This is a genomic window from Duganella sp. Leaf126, from assembly GCF_001423125.1.
Lineage (GTDB): Bacteria > Pseudomonadota > Gammaproteobacteria > Burkholderiales > Burkholderiaceae_D > Rugamonas.
On sequence record NZ_LMNW01000003.1, the window covers coordinates 267670 to 286268 of the forward strand.

General features: G+C 59.0%; 15 protein-coding genes, 1 tRNA gene and 2 pseudogenes. 13 read left to right on the forward strand and 5 right to left on the reverse strand.

Features of this window, described 5'->3' with window-relative positions; translation table 11 throughout:
- Positions 1-8: 8 nt before the first annotated feature.
- The 3 genes from ASF61_RS05490 to ASF61_RS05500 are packed head-to-tail and all read right to left on the reverse strand — an operon-like array spanning position 9 to position 2013.
- Positions 9-821, reverse strand: a complete 813-nt coding sequence (locus ASF61_RS05490) for a UDP-2,3-diacylglucosamine diphosphatase (RefSeq protein ID WP_056152126.1) — start codon at positions 819-821, stop codon at positions 9-11.
- 6 nt (positions 822-827) lie between these two features.
- Positions 828-1322 carry a peptidylprolyl isomerase gene (locus ASF61_RS05495; protein WP_056152129.1) on the reverse strand — a complete coding sequence of 165 codons (495 nt, stop codon included), beginning with the start codon at positions 1320-1322 and terminating at the stop codon, positions 828-830.
- A gap of 43 nt (positions 1323-1365) precedes the next feature.
- On the reverse strand, positions 1366-2013 hold the full coding sequence (locus tag ASF61_RS05500) for a peptidylprolyl isomerase (protein WP_056152131.1): 648 nt from the start codon (positions 2011-2013) through the stop codon (positions 1366-1368).
- A 169-nt stretch (positions 2014-2182) separates the two neighbouring features.
- Between ASF61_RS05500 and cysS the strand changes: the two genes are divergently transcribed.
- The 8 genes and pseudogenes from cysS to ASF61_RS05535 all read left to right on the forward strand — a co-directional run bounded on the left by cysS (position 2183) and on the right by ASF61_RS05535 (position 10391).
- Positions 2183-3574: a cysteine--tRNA ligase gene (cysS, locus tag ASF61_RS05505; RefSeq protein ID WP_056152134.1), complete on the forward strand. Its 1392-nt coding sequence runs from the start codon at positions 2183-2185 to the stop codon at positions 3572-3574.
- On the forward strand, positions 3571-4254 hold the full coding sequence (locus ASF61_RS05510; RefSeq protein WP_373994531.1) for a DNA-3-methyladenine glycosylase: 684 nt from the start codon (positions 3571-3573) through the stop codon (positions 4252-4254). Before cysS ends, ASF61_RS05510 begins: the two co-directional genes overlap by 4 nt.
- An 88-nt stretch (positions 4255-4342) precedes the next feature.
- Complete coding sequence (locus ASF61_RS05515) at positions 4343-5317, forward strand: acetyl-CoA carboxylase carboxyltransferase subunit alpha (RefSeq protein WP_056152137.1); 975 nt, start codon at positions 4343-4345, stop codon at positions 5315-5317.
- A gap of 193 nt (positions 5318-5510) precedes the next feature.
- Positions 5511-6642: pseudogene (gene tilS / locus ASF61_RS24525) on the forward strand (tRNA lysidine(34) synthetase TilS); the annotation flags it as partial.
- Between the two features lie 458 nt (positions 6643-7100).
- A pseudogene (gene tilS, locus ASF61_RS24530) lies at positions 7101-7319 on the forward strand (tRNA lysidine(34) synthetase TilS); the annotation flags it as partial.
- A gap of 141 nt (positions 7320-7460) precedes the next feature.
- Positions 7461-8708, forward strand: a complete 1248-nt coding sequence (locus tag ASF61_RS05525) for an aspartate kinase (protein ID WP_056152140.1) — start codon at positions 7461-7463, stop codon at positions 8706-8708.
- 114 nt (positions 8709-8822) lie between these two features.
- Positions 8823-8915, forward strand: a tRNA-Ser gene (locus ASF61_RS05530).
- Positions 8916-9146: 231 nt separating this feature from the next.
- The gene (locus ASF61_RS05535) at positions 9147-10391 is read left to right on the forward strand and encodes an integrase arm-type DNA-binding domain-containing protein (protein WP_056152143.1); all 1245 of its coding nucleotides are present in this window, start codon (positions 9147-9149) and stop codon (positions 10389-10391) included.
- Between the two features lie 15 nt (positions 10392-10406).
- Here ASF61_RS05535 and ASF61_RS05540 read toward each other — a convergent pair whose 3' ends face one another.
- Positions 10407-10685: an AlpA family transcriptional regulator gene (locus ASF61_RS05540; RefSeq protein ID WP_307155871.1), complete on the reverse strand. Its 279-nt coding sequence runs from the start codon at positions 10683-10685 to the stop codon at positions 10407-10409.
- A 392-nt stretch (positions 10686-11077) separates the two neighbouring features.
- Here ASF61_RS05540 and ASF61_RS05545 point away from each other — a divergent pair, with 392 nt between their 5' ends.
- From ASF61_RS05545 to ASF61_RS23155, 3 genes are read left to right on the forward strand one after another with little or no spacing between them, the layout of a single operon-like run.
- Complete coding sequence (locus tag ASF61_RS05545; RefSeq protein WP_056152149.1) at positions 11078-12838, forward strand: SIR2 family protein; 1761 nt, start codon at positions 11078-11080, stop codon at positions 12836-12838.
- Positions 12838-14289 carry a hypothetical protein gene (locus ASF61_RS05550; RefSeq protein WP_056152151.1) on the forward strand — a complete coding sequence of 484 codons (1452 nt, stop codon included), beginning with the start codon at positions 12838-12840 and terminating at the stop codon, positions 14287-14289. The genes ASF61_RS05545 and ASF61_RS05550 overlap by 1 nt, the downstream gene beginning before the upstream one ends.
- 40 nt (positions 14290-14329) lie before the next feature.
- Positions 14330-14614 (forward strand): hypothetical protein, encoded by a 285-nt coding sequence (locus tag ASF61_RS23155; RefSeq protein WP_156369458.1) that lies wholly within the window; start codon positions 14330-14332, stop codon positions 14612-14614.
- A gap of 269 nt (positions 14615-14883) precedes the next feature.
- On the opposite strand, the gene ASF61_RS05555 is transcribed toward ASF61_RS23155, so the two are convergent.
- Complete coding sequence (locus ASF61_RS05555; protein WP_056152154.1) at positions 14884-17592, reverse strand: hypothetical protein; 2709 nt, start codon at positions 17590-17592, stop codon at positions 14884-14886.
- A gap of 214 nt (positions 17593-17806) precedes the next feature.
- Between ASF61_RS05555 and ASF61_RS05560 the strand changes: the two genes are divergently transcribed.
- Complete coding sequence (locus ASF61_RS05560; RefSeq protein ID WP_056152157.1) at positions 17807-18130, forward strand: transposase; 324 nt, start codon at positions 17807-17809, stop codon at positions 18128-18130.
- On the forward strand, positions 18127-18474 hold the full coding sequence (gene tnpB / locus ASF61_RS05565) for an IS66 family insertion sequence element accessory protein TnpB (RefSeq protein ID WP_056152160.1): 348 nt from the start codon (positions 18127-18129) through the stop codon (positions 18472-18474). The genes ASF61_RS05560 and tnpB overlap by 4 nt, the downstream gene beginning before the upstream one ends.
- Positions 18475-18599 lie beyond the last annotated feature (125 nt).

An 18599-nucleotide genomic window follows, 5' to 3' on the forward strand; every position in this document is an offset into this window, starting at 1 on the left:
GCCGCTCGCTACGGTTTTTCGAGGTCCCTTGAAGGAATGACCGCGCCATCGAGCCCGTGGCGCGTGATCGCGCCCGCGCCATCGATGGCGATCCAGCCGCCGCGCGGCGGTGTCGCTGCCGGCTCCCAGTCGGGCAGCACGTAGCGGCGCGTGGCGCCGACCGTGTGCAGGGCAGGGCGGTGGGTATGGCCGTGGATCATGATGCGGGTATCGGTCTGCGCGAACAGGTCGGCAATCGCCTGCGGCGTGACGTCCATGATCTGTTCGCTTTTTTCGCCCTGGTCCGTGCGGCTGTTCTCGCGCATGCCGGCGACGATCGCCTTGCGCTGCGCCAGCGGCATCGCCAGAAACTGCTGCTGGTACGCCGGCTGGCGCACCATGGCGCGAAACGCCATGTACTTGACGTCTTCCGTGCATTGGGCGTCGCCGTGGACCAGCACCAGGCGCTGGCCGCCGATCTCGGTCACGTGCACTTCCGGCAGCAGCGTCAGGCCGGCCGCAGCGGCAAAGCCGGCGCCGACCAGGAAATCGCGGTTGCCGCCCATCCAGTAGATGGCGGTGCCGGCGTCGCTGACACGGCGCAGGGCGTCGATGATGTCGCGGTTGAATGGATCGTCGAGGTCGTCATCGCCAACCCAGTATTCGAACAGGTCGCCCAGCAGATAAAGCTGGGGCACGTGGCGGGCATGGCGGGCGAGGAAATCGTGGAAAGCCGCCGTGATGGCAGGCTGGGCGACCTGCAGGTGCAGGTCGGAAATGAACAGCGCGCACGGTGCCGATACGGTGGTGTGCGCGTGCGCGCCGGTCAAGGTAGGGCTCATCGGCGATCAGGCAGCCAGTTCGATCTTTTCGATGATCACGTCTTCTGCCGGCACGTCGGCAAACATGCCGCTGCGGGTGGTTTTGACCTTGCGGATCTCGTCCACCACTTCGGTGCCTTCGACCACTTTACCGAACACGGCGTAGCCCCAGCCGTCCTGGCCCGGGTAGTCGAGGAAGGAGTTGTTCTTGACGTTGATGAAGAACTGGGCCGATGCCGAGTGCGGCGCCGAGGTACGGGCCATGGCCAGCGTGTAAGGCTCGTTTTTCAGGCCGTTCTTGGCTTCGTTTTCCACGGTGGCGTCGGCCGGCTTCTGCTTCATGCCTGGCTCGAAACCGCCGCCCTGGATCATGAAACCGTCGATCACGCGGTGGAAGATGGTATTGGTGTAGTGGCCGGCGTTCATGTACGACAGGAAGTTTTCCACCGACTTCGGCGCCAGCTGATCGTTCAGCTCGGCAACCATTTTGCCCTTGTTGGTGGTGATGATTACTTTGGTCATGGGTTTTCCTTCTTAAATAATAGTGAATTGAAGCGGCTGGGCGCTATTCTACATTTTTGGGCTGGATCGGGGTCTTCAATATCGTTGCGGACTTGACGATGACAGGCGTGACCGGGATGTTCTGGAAGATGCCCTTGTCGTCCACCAGCACGCCCTTGATCTTGTCCACCGTCTCGCGGCCGTCGATGACCTTGCCGAACACCGTGTAGCCGACACCGTCGCGGCCCGGGAAATTCAGGCCCGGGTTATCGACGACGTTGATGAAAAACTGCGAGTTGGCCGAGTTGGGGTCGTCCATGCGCGCCATGGCGATGGTGTAGGCGTCGTTCGACAGCCCGTTCTGCGATTCGCTCGGGATGTTTTTGCGCAGCGGCTTCTGCTTGAGCTTTTCGTCGTAGCCGCCGCCCTGGATCATGAAGCCGTCGATGACGCGGTGGAAGATGGTGCCCTTGTAAAAGCCCGATTTTACGTAGGCGAGGAAATTGTCGACGGACTTCGGCGCTTTTTCGCGGTCAAGTTCCACCACCATGTCGCCCATGGTGGTCTTGATTTCCACCTGCGGGTGGGCGGCCGGCTCGGCCGGGGCTGCGCTGGCCGCACCGGCGCCGATCATGGCCACTGCGCCGGACAGGGCCAGGCCGGCAAGCACGGTGCTCAGTCGACCGAACAACGAAGGCTGGGGGTGATGCATATGGTCTTCCTTTAGTGGACTATGCGGTTTTTATCAATGATATACTTCTCCAAAACCATGCCATTCTACCTGCTGGAAGATAGAAACAATAACACTACCGGTATCCGGCAGTCATACACCGCGCAGCGCGCGGCAAAATAAAAATACGCAAAAAATACGCAAGAGTCCGATGAGTAATTTAAAGATTTACAACACGCTGGCGCGTGACAAGCAGGCATTCGTTCCCATCGAGACCGGCAAGGTCCGCATGTATGTCTGCGGCATGACCATCTATGATTACTGCCACATCGGCCACGCGCGCATGATGATGGCGTTCGACGTGATGTACCGCTGGCTGCTGGCTTCCGGTTACGAGGTCACGTATGCGCGCAACATCACCGATATCGACGACAAGATCATCCGCCGCGCCGTGGAAAACGGCGAAACCATCTCGCAGCTGACCACGCGCTTTACCCGCTACATGGACGAGGACACGGGCGCGCTCGGCATCCTGCCGCCCACGCTGGTGCCGCGCGCCACCGAGTACGTGCCGCAGATGCTGGCGCTGATCGAAACGCTGGAACAGAAGGACCTGGCGTACCAGGGCGCCGATGGCGATGTCAACTACGCGGTGCGCAACTTCCCCCACTATGGCCGCCTGTCCGGCAAGTCGCTCGACGACCTGCGCGCCGGCGAGCGCGTGGACGTCAATGCCGGCAAGCGCGATCCGCTCGACTTCGTGCTGTGGAAAGCCTCGAAAGAGTCCGAACCCGAGGAAGTGAAATGGGATTCCAAGTGGGGCAGGGGCCGCCCGGGCTGGCACATCGAATGCTCGGCCATGTGCTCGGCGCTGCTGGGCGAACATTTCGACATCCACGGCGGCGGCGCCGACCTGCAGTTCCCGCACCACGAGAACGAGATCGCCCAGTCCGAGGGCGCGTTCGGCCGGCCCATGGTCAACTACTGGGTGCACAACGGCTTCGTGCGCGTCGATAACGAAAAGATGTCCAAGTCGCTGGGCAACTTCTTCACGATCCGCGACGTGCTAAAAAAATTCGATGCCGAAGTGATCCGCTTCTTCATCCTGCGCGCCCACTACCGCAGCCCGCTCAACTACTCGGACGCCCACCTGGACGACGCCCGCGTGGCGCTCACGCGCCTGTATACGGCGCTCGACGGGGTCGAGGGCGACGGCGCTGCGCTCGACTGGAACGAGGCGCACGCCGTGCGCTTCGCCCAGGCCATGGACGACGACTTCAATACGCCGGTGGCCATTGCCGTGCTGTTCGACCTTGCCAGCGAAATCAACAAGAGCAAGTCGCCGGCGCTGGTGCGTCAACTCAAGGGCCTGGCCGATGTCATCGGCCTGCTCGGCCGCAGCGCCCAGCAGTTCCGGCAGGCGGCGGTCGGTGAAACCGATACCACGGGCGACGCCGCCATCGCTGCGCAAATTGCGCAGCGGGCAGCGGCCAAGAAGGCGCGCAATTTTGCCGAGTCGGACAAGATCCGCGCCGACCTGCTGGCAGCCGGCATCATCCTCGAGGACAAACCCGACGGCACCACCAACTGGCGCCGCGCATGATGGCGACCAAGGCGGCAAGCAAGGACCAGGCAGCAGCCGTGGCCGACGCGGCCGGTCCGCTGTCGGCCGTACCGGCCTACTGGGAGCAGGCCAAGGTCGAGCTGATGAAGCGCGACCGCATCATGAAAAAGCTGATCCCGCAGTTCGGCGACCTGCATTTGGTCGGGCACGACGACCCGTTCACCACGCTGGCGCGCTCCATCGTGGGCCAGCAGGTCACGCCCAAGGTGGCCGACGCCGCCTGGCGCAAGCTGCTGCTGGCCTGCCCCAAGTGCACGCCGGCCCAGGTGATCAAGGCTGGCGCCGAGCAGCTGTCCGCGTGCGGCCTGTCCAAGCGCAAGACCGAGTACATCCTTGACCTGGCCGACCACTTCAAGAACAAGCGTGTTCACAGCGCCCAGTGGGGCCAGATGGAAGATGAAGCCGTGATCGCCGAGCTGGTGCAGATTCGCGGCATCGGCCGCTGGACAGCCGAGATGTTTTTGATATTTAATTTGCTGCGCCCCAATGTTTTGCCGCTCGACGACCCCGGCCTGATCCAGGGCATCAGCCAGAATTATTTCTCAGGCGAACCCGTTTCACGCAGCGATGCGCGCGAGGTGTCGGCCAACTGGGAGCCCTGGCGAACGGTGGCAACCTGGTACTTATGGCGTAGTCTGGACCCGCTTCCTGTAGAATAAGTGCTCTAATCGCTGCGCGAGGCCTTTTTTTGCCCGTCTGAAGCAGACCCATGCAGTGGGCGCAGCCAAGAATAATCCCGGAGGTACAATGACCAAAACGACTTTCCTCAATTTTGAGCAACCGATTGCCGAGCTCGATGGCAAAATCGAAGAGCTGCGCTTCGTTCAGGACGATTCGGCTGTCGACATCTCGGAGGAGATCGACCGTCTGGCCAAGAAGAGCCAGCAACTGACCAAGGACATCTACGCCAAGCTCACGCCCTGGCAGGTCGCGCAGATCGCGCGCCACCCGCAGCGTCCATACACGATGGACTACGTGAATGAAATCTTTACCGACTTCCACGAACTGCATGGCGACCGCACCTATGCGGACGACCAGTCCATCGTCGGCGGCCTGGCCCGCTTCAACGGCCAGGCCTGCATGGTCATCGGCCACCAGAAGGGGCGCGACACCAAGGAGCGCGCGATGCGCAACTTCGGCATGCCCAAGCCGGAAGGCTACCGCAAGGCCATGCGCCTGATGAAACTGGCCGAGAAATTCGGCATTCCCGTGTTCACCTTTGTCGACACCCCGGGCGCTTTCCCCGGCATCGACGCCGAAGAGCGCGGCCAGTCCGAAGCCATCGGCCACAACCTGTACGTGATGGCGGAACTGAAAGTGCCGCTGATCGCCACCATCATCGGTGAAGGCGGCTCCGGCGGCGCGCTGGCGATTGCCGTCGGCGACTCGGTGTTGATGCTGCAATACTCGACCTACTCGGTGATCTCGCCCGAGGGTTGCGCGTCGATCCTGTGGAAAACGTCCGAGCGCGCGGCCGACGCCGCCGAAGCGCTGGGCCTGACCGCGCACCGCCTGAAAGCGATTGGCCTGATCGACAAGATCGTCAACGAACCGCTGGGCGGCGCCCACCGCGATCCGAAAGCCATGGCCACCATGCTCAAGCGCGCGCTAGCCGATTCTCTGCGCCAGTTCCAGGGCGTAAAAACCAAGGACCTGATCGAAGCGCGTCACCAGAAACTGCTGGGCTACGGCAAATTCAAGGAAACCACGCCGCAGGAATAAGGCGGTGATCGACTAGCTGGCGAAGCGTACTGCGCCGCCGGCGCCCAGGTCGAAGACCAGCTGGCGGAACACGTCAGTGACCAGCTGATAACCTGTCATTCCGCAACGGCGGGCTGCCACGCAGGCGAGACTCACACAAACCAGCCGGGGGCACGCGCATGCGTTGCCCCCGGTTCGCATTTGGAACCACACCATGAAGCAGCAAATCCCCACACTCGCCAGCACCTTTGCCGAGGCAGTACTGGCCGCGCGTGCGCAGGCCGGTAACACCCGCCACATCGCCATCGCCCTCAGTGGTGGCCTCGACTCTTCGGCACTGCTGCACCTGGCGCATGCCCACGCCGCCGAACACGGCTTGCAACTGCACGCCTTCCACATCCATCACGGCCTGAGCCCCCATGCCGATACCTGGCTGGCCCACTGCGAACAGGCGTGCGCCGCGCTCGGCGTGCCGTTCCAGGCGCGCCAGGTCACGCTGCAACGCAAGGACAAGGCCGGCACCGAGGAGGCGGCCCGCAAGGCCCGCTATGCCGCCCTGGGGGCGCTGTGCCGCGAACATGGCATCAACTTGCTGCTCACTGCCCACCACCAGGACGACCAGGCTGAAACCGTGCTGCTGCAGCTGCTGCGCGGCTCCGGCCCGGCCGGCCTGTCCGGCATGGATGCCGCCAACATGGCCGCCAGCCTGCTGGGCAACGACCAGCTGGTGATGGCGCGGCCGCTGCTGTGCGCCTCGCGCCAGCAGCTCGACCAGTACGTGGCGGCACACGGCATCGTCCACATCCATGATGAATCGAACGACGACCCGCGCTTTGCCCGCAATGCGCTGCGCCGCACCATCATGCCGGCGCTGGCTGCTGCCTTTCCCGGTTTTCAGGCACGCCTGGCGCGCAGCGCCGCCCACGCCCAGTCGGCCCAGCGCCTGCTGACCGAGCTGGCGCAGCAGGACCTGGCCCTGTGCCTGGACGGCGATTGCCTCGACATGGTCAGCTTGCGCGCGCTCAGCCTCGACCGCATCCACAACCTGCTGCGCCACTGGTTCGGCCTGCGCGGCCTGCGCATGCCCAGCACGGCCTGGCTGGCGGAAACCGTGACCCAGCTACTGGAGGCGCGCGACGATGCCCAGGTCCTGGTGACGCACCCCGACTGCCACGTGCGCCGCTACCGCGAGCGCCTGTACCTGACGCCCAAGCTGGCCGACCTCAAAGGCACGCGGGAAGACCGGTTCGACCAGACCCCGGGCACCACGTTCCGCTGGAACGGTGAAGCGCAGCTGGCGTTCCCGGCCTACGGTGGCGTGCTGTATTTCGACGTGGTCGGCGCTGCCGATACGGCCGGTGCGGATGCAGGGCAGGGCGCAGCTGCCATCGAAATGCCGGCAAGTGCCGCCGTCGGCGCCGATCTCATCGCCGCTGTCAGCGCCGGTGTCGATGCCGACGCCAGCGCTGACGCCGAAGCCAACGCCAACGCCGAAGCCAACGCCAACGCCAACGCCAACGCCAACGCCGAAGCCAACGCCAACGCCAACGTCGAAGCCAACGCCAACGCCAACGTCGAAGCCAACGTCAACGCCGAAGCCAACGTCAACGCCGAAGCCAACGTCAACGCCGAAGCCAACGTCAACGCCGAAGCCAACGTCAACGCCGAAGCCGACGCCGAAGCCGAAGCCGAAGCCGAAGCCAACGCTTACGCTGAAGATACGCCATCAAGCGCCGCGCCTGCAGACGCTTCCGCAATCGGCCTCGACGCGGACTGGCTGCGCAGCCTGCCGCTGCTGATCGAGTTCCGCCGCGGCGGCGAACGCCTGAAGCGCGCCGCCAACCGCCCGACCCGTCCGCTCAAATACCACTTCCAGGAGCTCGATATCCCGGCCTGGGAGCGCGGTCGTTTGCCGGTGGTACATGCCGGCAAAGCGCTGATTTTTGCCGCCGGCATCGGCATGGATTGCACGCATCTGGTCGAAGGGGTCGGAAGAATCCGGCTGCGTTGGCAGAGCACGTAAAAAATCGGCGCGTTGACCGAATTTTGTATGTGTATATGCCTATACGGTATGAGAATATGAGCTTCCTGACTTGTTATTTTGCACTGCCGCATGTAGAGTTTAGGGTTCCATTTACCTTCAATGAGCGGAAAACTCTCTGTTATGGCTTTAATCGTGCACAAATATGGCGGAACGTCGATGGGTTCGACGGACCGTATCAAGAACGTCGCGCGGCGTGTCGCCAAGTGGCATGACGCCGGTCACCGCATCGTCGTCGTGCCTTCGGCAATGTCGGGCGAGACCAACCGGCTGATCGCCCTGGCCAAGGAAATCCAGTCCCAGCCCGACCCGCGCGAGCTGGACATGATTGCCTCCACCGGCGAGCAGGTCTCGGTCGGCCTGCTGGCGATGGCGCTGATGGCAATCGGCAAGCAGGCCGTTTCCTACGCCGGCTGGCAAGTCGCGATTAAAACCGATTCCGCCTACACCAAGGCCCGCATCCAGTCGATCGACAGCGACAAGGTCAACCGCGACCTCGACGACGGCAAGATCGTCATCATCACCGGCTTCCAGGGCGTGGACGACCTCGGCAACATCGCCACGCTCGGCCGCGGCGGTTCCGACACCTCGGCCGTGGCGATTGCCGCCGCCATGAAGGCCGACGAATGCCTGATCTTCACCGATGTCGATGGCGTCTACACGACCGACCCGCGCGTGGTCTCCGAAGCGCGCCGCCTGAAGGCGATCACGTTCGAAGAAATGCTGGAACTGGCGTCGCTGGGCTCGAAAGTGCTGCAGACCCGCTCGGTGGAATTCGCTGGCAACTACCGCGTACCGACCCGCGTGCTGTCGTCGCTGACCGACCCGATGCTCGACATCGAAGAAGAAGCCAACTCTGGCACCCTGATTTCGTTTGAGGAAGACAAACACATGGAACAAGCAGTCATCTCCGGGATCGCGTTCAACCGCGACGAAGCCAAAATCACCGTGCTGGGCGTGCCTGACCGTCCGGGCGTGGCGTACCACATCCTGGGCCCGGTCGCCGATGCCAATATCGAAGTGGACATGATCATACAGAATCAGTCGGTCGAAGGTAAAACCGATTTCACGTTCACCGTCTCGCGCAACGACTACCAGCGCGCCATCGACGTGCTGAACGGCACCCGCGAAGAACTGGGCGCTGCCAGCGTGACCGGCGACGCCAAGGTCTCGAAAATCTCGGTGGTCGGCGTCGGCATGCGCTCGCACGTGGGCGTGGCCTCGCAAATGTTCCGCACGCTGTCGGAAGAGGGCATCAACATCATGATGATTTCGACCTCGGAAATCAAAATCTCGGTACTGATCGACGAGAAATACATGGAACTGGCCGTGCGCGCGCTGCACAAGGCATTCGAACTGGAAAAAGCATAATTTTTTCAAAAAAAACCGTCGTGTTGCCTTGACCGAAACGGTCCTGGTCTATACTATGACGGTCGTCTGCTGCAGCGTTGTTTGATGAAGCAGGCATAGTTGAGTAATCGACTAGGAGACGTGGCCGAGTGGCCGAAGGCACATCCCTGCTAAGGATGCATACGGCTTATACCTGTATCGTGGGTTCGAATCCCACCGTCTCCGCCAGTTAAACGTTCGCTGATTTTCAGCAGCGTCCTAAAACCCCCACCGCTCATAGTGAAGCCTGGGGGTTTTTTGTTATCCGGCGTCCGCTAGCGTTCACAGCTGTACGCTAAAAGCCGGTGGTTTTGTGGGTATGGATGCGGGTATGACTTCTACCCCGCGCCGGCTCCTACCCGCAAAACTTTCTACATTACATCCCCTTCCTGCAAATCAATTTTGATACGGGGAGGCAGTATGCCTAAGCTAGTCATTCCACTTACCGATCTCAAGCTGAAGACCACCAAAGCTGGTGCGAAGCTGATCAAATTGTCCGATGGCGATGGACTCTATCTCGAGGTGTTACCGAACGGGTCCAAGACCTGGCGCTTTCGCTTCCGGCAGGTCAACGGCAAAGAGAACTTGCTGACCTTCGGCCCATATCCCGACGTCAGCCTAGTTGAGGCCCGCACCAAGCGCGCGCAGGCGCGTCAGTTGCTGCGTGATGGCATCGACCCTGCCAGAGACCGTGACGCGCAGCGTGTGGCCGCGGCTGACCAGCGTGCCCACACCTTCGAGCGAGTCGCCCGGGACTGGCACGCGAATAAAATGAAGTCGTGGTCTCCGCAGTATGCGGAGAACGTCCTGCATCGCTTGGAGCAGGATATTTTCCCGGACATCGGCCCCGAGCCGATCATGGGTTTGCCTCATCGGCGCATTATCGCGGTCCTGCGCAAGATCGAGACCCGTGGCGCCGTAGAAATTGCCAAGCGCCAGAGAGCCGTCTGCCGTCAGATTTTCAGTTACGCGATTCAATCTGGAATTGCCGACCGTAATCCTGTGACCGACATGGCGGACATTCTGCAGCCGGTGTCGCCGGGTCACTTTCCTGCGATTACGAGCGAAGAGTTACCGAGATTCCTCCGCGCGTTGCATAGCAACGAAGCGCGCACGGGCAGGGTGACTTTGCTTGCGGTGCGGTTGATGATGCTTGTGTTTATCCGAACCAGCGAATTGATCGAGGCGCCATGGTCCGAGCTGCCTCCTGGCACCAAGCAGTGGGTAATCCCTTGGAGAAGAATGAAGCTGGGCAAGCGCCATCTGAACCCGATCAAGGTTGATCACGTCGTTCCGCTGCCGCGCCAGGCGGTTGAATTGATCGAGGAGCTACGAAAGCTCACCGGTGGCGGTGCGCTGCTGTTTCCCAACATGAGGGATCACTCCCGCCCGATGAGTAACAACACGATCCTGAAAGTCATCGAACGAATGGGCTACAAAGGCGATATGACAGGACATGGCTTCAGGACGCTGGCCATGAGCACGATCAAGGAAACGCTGAAATACCGCCATGAACCCGTCGATCGGCAGTTGGCGCATGTGGTGAAGGATAAGGTGCAGCGGGCTTATGATCGGGCAGCCTATCTCGACGAGAGAGCTGTGATGATGCAGGCGTGGGCAGATTATCTGGACGTCGTGACGCGTGAGGCGCTGAGCGCCGTTTAGGCGCACTGGAGATTGCTACTGCGGCTGTTCGTGCTTCGTTCGCTGCTGCAGTATGCGTGCCGCCAGCCAGTCGTGGACGTCTTTGCTGACCCAGCGTGTGCTTCGGCCGTGGACGTGTACGGGGGAGGGAAACTGGCCGTGTTTGATTGCGTCGTAGATACTGGTGCGGCTCATGGCGCAGAGGGTGAGGACGTCCTGTAGCCTTAGGAGCCTATAGTCTTGCATGTCAGATGCACGACGTCTGGCGACGCGGCGATCTTGGAGATTGACGTTGTTCGGAAATGGAGATGCCATTTTCTTGCAGTCATTGGATGACGGCCCCGTAAAGAGAAGATTGTGATTTCGCTATGGTGGGAGTGCAGACTTGATCAGATTAGCTTATCGCGAATTCGCTTTTCTGCGAAAGTGCAACTGATCTTCTGAAAGATTTGGGAGAGCTGGCGTGAATGGATGGTGTATGTCATGGGTTGAATATAACCACTTGTGACAATCTGTGAATTTTCAGGTAAGCAAGAGTGATACCCTGTAGACAGAAATGTTAATTTAAAAAGGTCGCAGTGGCTATTTCGATTCCAACTATATCGGCAGCGCAATTCTCAACAGCCTTGGCGTTGAGGCCAGAATTGGTAGCTTGGTTTTTGGGAGCTGGCGCGTCAGCCGCGTCTGGTATCCCAACAGGATACAACATGATCCGAGACTTCAAGGCGCAAATCTTTTGCCGAGAGAACAATCTATCAAAACGTGAAATAGATACGGGCGATCAGGTCTGGATCGACCGAATAGACGAATTCTTCCGACGCACCTCGATCCTTCCTCCGGACGGCGATCCAACTGAATACGCTGCCGCGTTTGAGGCGGTCTACCCTCAGGCGAGGCACAGGCGCCAGTACATCGACGATGCGATTTCGAAGGGTACTCCATGCTTTGGGCACCGGGTATTGGGCAGCCTTATCGCAGCGGGCAAGGTAGATTGCGTGTTTACGACAAACTTTGACCCATTGGTGGAGGAGTCGGCACTCTCCGCTAATTCGCTTCTACCCGTGATGCGGCAGTCGAGGCCAACTGTTGCGGCCATTGACTCGGGTGATCGCGCGATGCGGTGTCTGAACGAATCAGACTGGCCCTTGATTGCGAAACTCCATGGTGACTATCAATCCACAGCCATCAAAAACACTAATTCTGAGCTTGAGAACCAAGACGAACGCATGAGGCATGTTCTCGTCGAGGCAAGCAAGCGTTTTGGTATGCTGTTTGTCGGCTACAGCGGCCGGGATGCTTCGATCATGGAGGCGCTCAGGTCCGTTCTGCGGGAGACGGCGCCTTTCCCCAATGGTCTTTATTGGGTGACATCCTCGGCATCCCGGTTACTGCCCACCGTGATCGAGTTACTCGAGAACGCTCATCTAGCAGGCGTCGATGTTGCTGTTGTGGAGTGTAAGACGTTTGATGAATTAGTCGCCGAAGTCATTAAGCATGTTGACCTGCCCCAGACTCTCCTGGAGCACGTGATGCAGGGGCGTGCGGCCCCGCGGCTGGTGCCAGTAAAACTGCCCGATACTGCGGCTAGAAAATTTCCCGTACTTAGGCTGTCGGCAATCCTAATCGAATCACTCCCTCGTAGCGCTCGCCGTATGACTCTGAAACAGCCGACGACTTCTCCAGCAGTTCGAGAGCTGCTGAAGGAGCATCACTGTAGGGCCGCTATCGCTGCTAACGGACGAGAGCTCGCCGTTTTTGGGGACGATCAGGCGGTGTTAAAGGCGCTCGTATCCCTCGGACCAGAGGTTGCTGGCACCGTAGCGCTAGACGTCATCAGAGACAGCTGGGCGCACGGCCTCCTTTATGACGCGCTAGTTAGAGCGCTATCGCGCTATCGCTACCTAGTTCCCCGGCTCAACCGGTCAGGTCATTCTATCGTGGTGACTGCGCCTCAAGCAGATGAGACGGAAGAGAAGACAACGAAGCGATCTGCGCGACTTGCGGAGCTTCGCGCCGCCTATGGCAGCTCGCTGACTGGAACGGTTCCGGGTCTGAATCTCCCTTTTCAAGAAGGCATCTTTTTGAAGTTGGAGCAGATCGAGGAGCGCTGGTGGTGCGGTTTCGAACCATACACGTTTGTGAACGTACCCAGGGAACAGCGAACTGAGCATTCAATGCCGGCAGACGCGGTCAGAGAGGAACATGCTGCGCTGGATGGGCCCCAAGAGCGCCGCAGTGGCGATCCGGCGGGTGACTGGAGAAGAGAGCGCTGGGCTCAGAAATACAACAAGAATTGGGCCGCAATAGTCGACGCATGGGCGAAGCTCCTGACGGTATCTCAAGATCGGACTGTATGCGCTTTCGGCGTGGACGAGGGCGCAGGCGTTGATGCCGTGTTCACGATTTCGCCATTTACAGGATGGAGCCGGCCTGGCCACCATCACGCCTATCTGAATAGGACAAAATAATGACCAGTTCATCCCAGGCATCTATGTTTCCACCGTTTGCGTTGCTAGACGAGCCGTTACTCACGTTTTCTCCTTCGGACCCTAAGCAGGTGGACGTGCATCCGTTACGGGGGCTTGCGAATTTCGGCCCCTATTCTAAAGGCTCGTTTGGTGGCTACACGTCGGAGATACGAATTGCCACGGTTGGACCTGAGAGTGCTTTCAGGCGACGCGGTGCGCTTATGACCGATCTTCGGAAATCGTATCCTCCCAGCGACCGCGCTGAGTACGTGCCCAATTATCCTGGCTTCGAAGCCCTCTTTCAGGTGAAGCTAGTTAGCGCTCTCGGCGCGCACATCAAATGGCCTGAGTCTCTGGGCGAGCTCCCCGGTGATGACGATGCCCAGACTCGCCTTTTCCAGGCGATGGACACAGCGCTCCGTCGTCTGGAAACAGTACGAAATGATTTCGACGTCGTGCTGGTTCACTTCCCCGACTCCTGGGCGCCAGCTACTCGAGGAAGATTTTTTGACGCCCACGATGCACTCAAGGCGCTCGGTGCGAAGTACAACATCCCCACGCAAGTGCTCAACGATCGCGTATTTACGTTTAAGCACAAGGCATCGCTCGCGTGGCGCCTTGCAACCGCGCTGTACGTAAAGGCTGCGGGGACACCTTGGAAGCTGGCGCCGCTAAATGGCGTACCGGCTGATACCGCCTACGTTGGCCTTGCCTATGCTCTTCGCGGTGACCAGCGTAACGCCCATTTCGTGACTTGCTGCTCCCAAGTCTTTGACATGGACGGTGGCGGTATGCAGTTCGTGGCGTTTGAAGCTCGTGACCCAGTGGTGGATGTCGCGGAAGCTCGGCGAAACCCGTTCTTGAGTCGAGATGATATGCGCGCGGTACTTGCACGAAGCTTGGAGCTTTATCAGGGCCGTAACGGCGGTATGCTGCCAAAGCGGTTGGTAATCCACAAGACCACTTCCTTCAAGCAGGAGGAGATTGATGGCGCTTTTGATGCGCTTTCAGGGGTGCCTGAAATCGAGTGTGTCGAAGTCGGTGCGGCATCGTGCTGGCGAGGTGTCTGGTTGATTCAAAACGGCCAGCTGCAGCAGCCACTAACTAGGCCTTCGGGTTACCCGGTGCCCCGCGGGACTATGGTTATTCGTTCTGGTAACTCGGCTCTGGTGTGGGTGGCCGGCAATGCACCCTTGGTCTCTAGCAACGGTGATTACTATCAGGGCAAGAAAAGCATCCCTAAGCCGCTGCAGCTCATTCGCCATGCTGGTAGTGGCCCTTTAGAGCTGATCGCAAATGAGGCGCTTGCGCTGACGAAAATGGACTGGAATAACGACGCACTCTACGACCCCGTGCCAGTAAGTATTCGGTACTCGCAAAGACTGGCCCGGACTATCGCGAACGTGCCGGATCTGCCGGGGAAAGTTTACCCATACCGGTTGTTTATGTAATCGGTTTATTGCAGAATTAACCCCATTAGATCGAATGACCATGGCAACCGCAAAAATCTCAATAATTGAAGTAAATAGTCTTGAAGAGTATCTTGGATATGTAAATAGAAATCACGCCAGCGATAAACGATGCCTTTCAGTATTTCGCGGTCAAAGCGAAGATTATCCATTGCTACCAAAGCTGGCGCGGCTATATAACGACGCTCGCATTTTGCGAGATTTTTTTGATACTGAAAAAGCGATGCTGGATGAGTTTGAGAGGCAAGCTTCGATACCAAGAATGGTTATACGAATATCCACCTGTCACTGTACATGGAGGCGCTAACAACGCCTAGGGGCCGCACCAGTCGCTGGGCTACCAGATGCCTGACTAGGTCTACCGCGACGGGATTGGCGGCGGTGCGCTGATCGCCGACAGGTTCGGTGACAACGATGAAAAGCAGCAGAAAAAGAGCAGGACGGGACAGCGCCGAGCAACTGATGCAGTGGAGCTGGGCACAGCTTAAATTAATCGGCAAAGTGTCTTGACTGACGGGTCCACTTTATTGGATTAATTTAACTTCGACACCAACAGGCTGTTCCTCAGAGTCCGAATCATTGGGTTAATTTAGCAAACTGTTCAAGAAGGCCAGGGTTGCATGTATATCGCCGGCCCTCGGCGATATCGCTTACGGGATCTTGACTTAGCGCAATTTTCACCTTGGCGCGCTGTAGGAGAAAGCTGCTGCGGTATTTTTCGTTCACGCCAATTGCGCCCGTAACGGACTCGTTAACGAGATTAAGAGCATCTTTAAACTTGCCCAACTCATATTTTACCTGAGAGAGGCTATGAGCAAGCCAGATCCAGCCACTCTTGTCTTCAATTGTCTCAAGGATGAATTCTGCCTCTTGGTAGCGACCAAGCCTGTAAAGCGCCTCGCCCCATTTTCGCTTTTGGTAATGATTCGGCACTTTCAGTGCCTCATAAGCTTCAAGCGCGCGGTTAAGATAAATGGATTCGTCGCAAACGCCCGATGCAAGTAGCATGATCTCCGCGTAGCTACCGCGGCTCTGGTCATCGTCCATCATCCATGGGGATGGCTCGGGCAGTCGCTCCAATACCTTCTCTACTTCGTCTCGTGCATACCAAACCAGCGCGCGGACGAAGCTTGCGACCGAGTGATAGCCTTGCGGTATGCCGATGGCGGCACTATACAGCGCTTCCGAAAGAAATAGCTCCTCGTGTACCGCGATGAGTTCGCCTGCCCAAGTCTGACGCGCGCCATTTAGCGCGTCGCCCAATGCCAATGTCAATGATGGGGAGACGCTACTGCCAACCAGCTTCTCCGCAATGATCTCTGACGCATATTGCTTTGCCTTCTCATACTTTCGCGGCTCGCGACTGTAACCCCGAACTAGCTGAAGCTTTGCCTCGTTCAGCGGATAGTCTAAGACCACTTCCTCGAATAAGCGCTCGGCTTCGATGTCTTCTCCCAAAGCGCTGTGCATCTTAGCCCGATGATGCTTTATCTCGGCGGATTGCCTGGCATCGAGGCCTGCCATGACCGCAAGGTCGTCATACGCTCGAACGGCTGTCTGCAACCAGGCACTGGCAGCAACTTCGCCTGATATCTGTCGAAGACTACGTCCTCGCGCCTCGATCGACTCAAGGACGACCAAGATGGCCACGTCATTGCTGGCCGCGTCCAGCGACTTGAGCCGGTGCGCTTCTTTTTGCGGATCAGGCAACAAATGGATCGGAATGGCGCTACCCGTCCAGACCATTGACAAGACGTACAGGAAGGCCGCACGCCTGTCACCCTTTTCGACATTACTGGTGATCTTGACTCTCAGCTGCGAGGCTATCAATTGCAGGTTATGTCCGTTCCCGCGAATCTGCTGGAGAATGAACGCTTCAAGTTGATTGTCGATCTCGCGCGCCTTCTCTGCAGTCAGCCAATTCAACGATTTCAGGGCTGCAAAGACGATATCGTGAATGCGAATAGAAGCGTCACTTTCTGCGGCAGTTAGACCATGTTGTTCGAAGGCCCGCAAGCGCATCACTCCGATGACATGCTTGAAGAAGGCGCGATCGCAATGACTCTGGTTCGCCCATTGAAACAGACACAGTTCCTCCTCAATCGCCGGTTTCAGTCGCCCCAGGATACGGTCAGCGAGTCGTGCGCCGTCAACCGGCAGTTTTGCGACATTGGCACAATCATCCGCGAGGTCGTCCCACGAAACGCCCTGACGAGCAGCTGTATTAAGCAGCGCCAAGCTGAGAGGATGTCCGCCAATAGCACGCCAGATCGCTAGAAACGCTTTTTCAGGTATTGGCTGATCGAGGCCTCTAATGAGCAGTGTGCGAGCTTGCTGTGCTTCCATTGTAGGCATGGCGAAGGCTCCAAATGATGGATTCTGTCGTGTAATCAGGATTCGTGAGTCAGGGCCGCACAAGTTGGCAAGCTGCTCGATCGAGAGACTCGGACTGGCGTCGTCCACTACCAAAAACGTGCTATTTCTGCGCAGTAGGGCACTGACGTTGCGCTCGGCGCCACCCCGCCGGACCGGTACCGACGAAAGCTGCTCGACGCTGTTGATGTCTCTGCCATTCACCCAAAATCTATAATGAAAGTTGCCATTGTTTCGCAGCAAACAAGCTGCGGCTGCTTGAGACTTGCCGATGCCACCAATTCCGATAATCTCTACACAAGCTTTACTCTTAAGCCGTCTGTCCAGTTCTGCATCAACCGCCTTGTTTTTAACATAAAGCGCGCTCAGCGGCGGAGCATTTAGTGACGCGGGGTGATCATCTCGGATATCGGCCAGGACGGGCAGATGCTGGGCGAGTTCGTCGATTGCGTCGTCATAAAGCATAAGCGTATCAATGGTAGTCTCTGCGATAGACCGGCTGTCCATGAGGTAGAGTCTTCGGCCGGCCATCCTTTGCTGTTGCAATGCGGCGTTAGTCATCGCCTCTATTACGCCGGTTTCCGCGCGTTGAGAACTCAGCAGATAGATGTCTTGTGCGAGTGGAGCCAATGTAAGGGTGTGATCGAGATCGCCCCACGGCTTAGCCATCGAACCGGAGAAGTATCCCTTCATGATCGAAGCTTCGACCACGACACGGCCATCTTCTGACACCGCATCTAGCGCGCCGCCGACCGGACTGCCGCCGACCGAGGACCCTCGCTGAACAAGTCTCACGTCACATAGCCGCTGAACAAACACGACTCCAAACCGTTCGAAGATCGAGCCAGGCCCCAAGGTCGCGAGTGAGTCAATCACACGCTGGATAAGCAAACTGCGGGTCTGCGGGTTCATGAGTAGGTTCCAGTTTTAATATTTTATGATTATTTGTGATTTCCGCTGTCTATTCGCAACGTAAGCGTCGCCCCGGCGCCGTCTGGACGGCCTGACCACCGTCATTCATGATCGAATTTTGGCACAACATTTGTGCCCACAAATTCTGATTATGGACACAAATTTTCAACCAGTCGCATCCCCGAATGCGCGCGGCCACTATCGGCAGCACTCGTTGGAGTTCAAGCGCGCATTGGTCGCGCTGTCGCTCGAACCGGGCATCTCCGTCGCTCGCATTGCACGCGAACACGGCGTCAACGCCAACCAGGTGTTCAGCTGGCGACGCCTTTACCAACAAGGACGCCTCGGCTTGCCTGCTTTGATGCGCGACGATGGCTTGTTGCCGGTGGTGCTGGCGCCGACTGCGCCGGCGCAGGACAACCCCAGCTCCGATGGGGGCGGGATGATCGTGCTTGAACTGGGCCAGGTCCGCGTGCGCATCGAAGGCCAGCCCAACGCGGCCGCGCTGGGTCAGGTGCTCGATCGGGTGCTGCGATGATCGGCCTGCCCGCTGGCACCAAGGTATGGCTTGCCGCCGGCACCACCGACATGCGCTCCGGCTTCAATGGCCTGGCCGCCAAAGTGCAGACTGCGCTGGAGGAAGACCCGTTCAGCGGCCACGTGTTCGTGTTTCGTGGCCGGCGCGGCGACCTCGTCAAATTGCTGTGGTGGACGGGCGATGGCCTGTGTCTGCTGGCCAAGCGGCTGGAGCGCGGCCGCTTCATCTGGCCGCAGGCGGCCAACGGTTCAGTGGCGCTGACGCAGGCGCAACTTTCGATGCTGCTTGAGGGCATAGACTGGCGGCGACCGGAACGGACCTGGAAGCCAACGTCGGCCTTGTAAACGTGGCAGGTCTCGCGTAAACTTGGCGCATGCTCAGCCCAGCCGACCTGCCCAACGACATCGCCGCCTTGAAGGCGCTGCTGCTCGCCCAAGACGTTGTGGTGGAAGGGCTGCGTGAACAACTG

Bases quoted from the DNA above. Each gene is read 5' to 3' on its own strand.
- ASF61_RS05490 (WP_056152126.1), bottom strand. From the start codon at position 821: ATGAGCCCTACCTTGACCGGCGCGCACGCGCACACCACCGTATCGGCA.
- ASF61_RS05495 (WP_056152129.1), bottom strand. From the start codon at position 1,322: ATGACCAAAGTAATCATCACCACCAACAAGGGCAAAATGGTTGCCGAG.
- ASF61_RS05500 (WP_056152131.1), bottom strand. From the start codon at position 2,013: ATGCATCACCCCCAGCCTTCGTTGTTCGGTCGACTGAGCACCGTGCTT.
- cysS (WP_056152134.1), top strand. From the start codon at position 2,183: ATGAGTAATTTAAAGATTTACAACACGCTGGCGCGTGACAAGCAGGCA.
- ASF61_RS05510 (WP_373994531.1), top strand. From the start codon at position 3,571: ATGATGGCGACCAAGGCGGCAAGCAAGGACCAGGCAGCAGCCGTGGCC.
- ASF61_RS05515 (WP_056152137.1), top strand. From the start codon at position 4,343: ATGACCAAAACGACTTTCCTCAATTTTGAGCAACCGATTGCCGAGCTC.
- ASF61_RS05525 (WP_056152140.1), top strand. From the start codon at position 7,461: ATGGCTTTAATCGTGCACAAATATGGCGGAACGTCGATGGGTTCGACG.
- ASF61_RS05535 (WP_056152143.1), top strand. From the start codon at position 9,147: ATGCCTAAGCTAGTCATTCCACTTACCGATCTCAAGCTGAAGACCACC.
- ASF61_RS05540 (WP_307155871.1), bottom strand. From the start codon at position 10,685: ATGGCATCTCCATTTCCGAACAACGTCAATCTCCAAGATCGCCGCGTC.
- ASF61_RS05545 (WP_056152149.1), top strand. From the start codon at position 11,078: ATGATCCGAGACTTCAAGGCGCAAATCTTTTGCCGAGAGAACAATCTA.
- ASF61_RS05550 (WP_056152151.1), top strand. From the start codon at position 12,838: ATGACCAGTTCATCCCAGGCATCTATGTTTCCACCGTTTGCGTTGCTA.
- ASF61_RS23155 (WP_156369458.1), top strand. From the start codon at position 14,330: ATGGCAACCGCAAAAATCTCAATAATTGAAGTAAATAGTCTTGAAGAG.
- ASF61_RS05555 (WP_056152154.1), bottom strand. From the start codon at position 17,592: ATGAACCCGCAGACCCGCAGTTTGCTTATCCAGCGTGTGATTGACTCA.
- tnpB (WP_056152160.1), top strand. From the start codon at position 18,127: ATGATCGGCCTGCCCGCTGGCACCAAGGTATGGCTTGCCGCCGGCACC.